This window comes from Desulfobacter sp. (assembly GCF_050177295.1).
On the sequence record NZ_JBFXHE010000431.1, the window covers coordinates 1 to 3,749 of the forward strand.

General features: G+C 54.3%; 2 protein-coding genes and 1 pseudogene. 1 reads left to right on the forward strand and 2 read right to left on the reverse strand.

What is annotated here, in order from left to right:
* Positions 1–401 (forward strand): annotated as a pseudogene (locus AB7U36_RS20470) (radical SAM protein); the annotation flags it as partial.
* A 29-nt stretch (positions 402–430) separates the two neighbouring features.
* Here AB7U36_RS20470 and AB7U36_RS20475 read toward each other — a convergent pair.
* Both AB7U36_RS20475 and AB7U36_RS20480 read right to left on the reverse strand, forming a co-directional pair.
* Entirely contained in the window at positions 431–2,308 is a 1,878-nt protein-coding gene (locus tag AB7U36_RS20475; RefSeq protein ID WP_428161478.1) for a Glu/Leu/Phe/Val dehydrogenase dimerization domain-containing protein, read from the reverse strand.
* Between the two features lie 65 nt (positions 2,309–2,373).
* On the reverse strand, positions 2,374–3,749 hold a 1,376-nt coding region (locus tag AB7U36_RS20480), incomplete at its 5' end, for a molybdopterin cofactor-binding domain-containing protein (protein WP_428161479.1).

Here is a 3,749-nt window from a genome sequence, read left to right on the forward strand (position 1 = left end):
GAGTGATCGATATTTATATGCCGGATTTTAAATTTTGGGATCCGGCTATTGCCGAACAGACCTGCAATGCGCCGGATTATCCCCAAATAGCCGCAAAAGCCGTTGTCGAAATGCATCGACAGGTTGGCGATCTGCAGCTTGATGAAAACGGTATTGCCACACGGGGGTTACTGCTCAGACACCTGGTCATGCCCTCCGGGATGGCCGGGACCGGGGAGGTGATGTCCTTTATTGCCAACCATGTCTCAAAAAACACCTATGTCAACATCATGGATCAATATCGCCCTTGTGGGAAGGCGCTCCACGTGAAAGAATTAGCAAGGCGCGTCTCTGTGACTGAATTCAACACAGCTGTCAAAGAGGCTAAAGACGCCGGGATCACGCGATTTGCAGCATTTTAGATAGCGCCCGGACGATTGATCCCCAGTCTTCAGCCTTCTGTCTGGAGCAATCGGAACAAGGTTTTCCTGGCCAGGATATCCCCCGAAATAATGCCCAGGACCCGGTTCTCATCCACCACGGGCATGGCTGAAATTTCATGGTTCTCCAGTATCCGGATGCAGTTGAGGATACTGGTGTCCGGCCCGGTTGACACCAGGTCCGTAGTCATAATTTTTGTCAAGGGCGCATCCATGGGCAGTTTCATGGCTGTAGCCCGGGTGATGTCCCAGTTGGTCACGATACCGATGGGCCGGCCCTTTTCCGATACCACAGTGACAATAGATACATGGCTCTCCACCAGAAGTTCGGCGGCATCTCTTATCTGCTTGTCCAGGCCGATGACGGGCGCCGGAGCCATAACATCCCTGGCGGTTTTGGATTTTTCTTTTGATGCAATCCGCCGTACCGATATCTTTTCCGCCACTTCACAGGGCAGACTGTCCCCGTCCTGGCACAGCCCCTGGATGAGTTCTTTCATATTGGCGGGAATAACGGTTTCCAGCTTTTCCAGGGCGGCCTTCTGCCGCTGTTCCGCCAGGCGTTGGAATTCAGTGCGGTGCTTGTCCAGCCACCCCTGGATTCCACCGGGGTCACCCAGAAGCTCCTTTGGAATATAGAGGTGGCGGGGGGTAGGAATGATCCTTTCATGGGCCGCATAGATGACCCCTCCTGCATTGACCAGGTAATCGGTAGCAATGAGGATCCCCCTGTCCCGAAAAACATGACGCTCCATCCGTCGACGCTGGGCTTTCCGGGCCGGATCCGGGGAATAGGTATTGGCCCCTTCCACAATCATTTGCCATTTGCCCATCCGGTCGCAGGTCATGGAGGGGGAGGTTATGGGGGAAACGTCCAGATAATTAAACACGGGTGAGGCCGGAATCAGGCAGAAAGCCGACTCGGTGAGCAGGTTGTCCGGGTTGTTGGAAAAGACGGTTTTAGAGCCCACCGGATCAGAACCGTGCATGATCCGTTCGTGGTAATACGCCCCGGCAACGGTCCCCAGGGTTTTCCACATACTGAACAATTGGGACCAGGGCAGACCGTCCGGATTGAGCAGATAGCCTGTGGCGTCGCTGATGCCCTTTATCCTGGGCCGGTAGTTGCGGGTGTTCTCATGGAAGAGCCTTGCGGTATTTGCCCCTACGGCCCCGAATCCCTGGATGAGTACATCCAGTTCCCCGGCAGGGGGGATCTCCATGGTTTTAAACTGGGGCAGTTCCCTGAGGCGGGGAAGATGCTCTACCAGGGCATTGAACGCCGCAACCACCCCCTTGGCGGCCCCGCCCAGTTCGTCGATCCGGTTCCCTCCCATGTCCGCCGGTTTGGAAACCACGTTATCAATCCCGTTTTCGATGGCAAAAATTTTCATGTCCTGGTCATTGGTCCCCACATCCGGTCCCGGGATGTAAATATCCTTATAGCGTTTGAGCAGCCGGCCGAACCCCTTGATAATCTCTTTTCGCTCTTTTTTGTCCATGGCACCGGGACAGACAATCCCGGATTTACCGCCCCCAAAGGGCAAATCAGCCGCGGCATTTTTCAGGGTCATGCCCCGGGCCAGGTTATGGATGATATCCGGGGTGATATCCGGCAGCATCCGGGTGCCCCCCATGGAAGGCGCTCCCATGGCCAAATTGTCCACCACCAGGTAGCCGCCGATTTCAAGGGGGCTTTCCCTGTCCCAGAGGCAGGAAACCAGCCTGGGCCCCAGGCGGTCCACCCGGATGCCCAGCCGCTGAAGGCTGTCCACATCCAAAGGTCCGAACTCCAGGAAGCAGAAAGGACCGTCCTGTATCAGCCGTTTTTCGCGTACACTTTCAGATAGAGCATCTTCCAAAAAAGATTTCATTGTTTTAGGAATCATGATTTCCTCCTTTTGATCGGAACAATTCGTTATTGTTGAAGCAAAATGATCATAAGAACCTAACCCTATACCCCTGCCCTCAATTCCATAAACAAACGCTCGGGCGTAATGGGCGTACAATAGGAAGCGTTCTCGCTCCCGGCAGCCATCTTTATAGCAAAAAAAGCCCCGATTCCGTACATGAAGGGAGGCTCCCCCACGGCCTTGGAACCCTTAACCGCTCTGTCGTTATGGGCATCCTCCAAAAATTTTACTTTCATATCCAGAGGGGCGGAAGAGATATCAGGCATTTTATAAGTCCCCGCAGTGGCCGTAAGGGGTCTGCCCGCCTCGCCGTAACGCATCTCTTCCATGGTCACCCATCCAATCCCCTGAACCATGCCGCCTTCAACCTGGCCAAGATCAATAAGGGGATTTATAGATCGCCCAAGGTCATGCACCACATAGGCCTTTTCTATGGTGTAGGTTCCCAGTAAGCGGTCCACTTCGGCCTCAAAATAGGCTGTTCCGTAAGTATGGTAGGCAAAGGGACGACCCTTCTCGACAGATGTATCAAAGTGAAGGTCCGGTGTGGAATAGTGGGCTTCGGCGCTTAACTGCACCCGAGAACGATAGGCTTGCATCACCAAATCCTCCCAACCGAGCCCACAGGCTTTCTCCTCTCTATATAACCGACTGTCTCTAAGTGAAAAATCCTGCCATACACATTGATATTGATCGGCCATAAATTTAAAGAGGCGCTCTTTTATCATCTCACAGGCCATCAGGGCGGCCGCCCCATTCAGGTCGGTTCCGCTGCTGGCAGCGGTGGGACTGGAATTGGAAACGCGGATGGTATTGGTGGATTCCAGCGTAACCCGCTCAGGAGGGATCCCCAGGCTGTCAGCCACGATTTCGCGGATTTTGTGGTTTACCCCCTGCCCCATTTCCACAGCCCCCGTACTTACGCCCACGCTACCGTCCGTATAAACGTGGATATGCGCCCGGGCCTGGTTTAAAAATATGGTGGTAAAGCTTATGCCGAAACATACGGGCATCAGGGCATACCCTCTGCCGTAGCGGGAGAGTTGACCGGAGGAATGCTTCTCTTTCCTTCGGGCGTCGTCAATGACACGCATCCGTTTCTCAAGGTCATAATGCGCATATGCCTTGTCCCAACAGCGCTGGGCCCGGGCATTTTCCGCCGCCATGCCATAGGCAAAACAATCCCCCGTTTTAATCAGATTTTTGCGCTGCAGTGTTTCTACGCAGATCCCGCTTATTCGGGATGCCTCCCGAATGGCCGCTTCAAAGACGAACATGGCCTGGGGAGCGCCGAATCCCCGGAAGGCGGTGTTAGGGGTTATGTTGGTGCGGCAGGAAGCTGCTGTGGCATGTACGTTGGGTACATAATAGGATGCGGTGGCGTGGAAGAGGGTTCTTTCCAAAACAGAAGTGGACA

Coding starts and splice junctions, on each gene's coding strand:
- AB7U36_RS20475 (WP_428161478.1), bottom strand. CDS start 2,308: ATGATTCCTAAAACAATGAAATCTTTTTTGGAAGATGCTCTATCTGAA.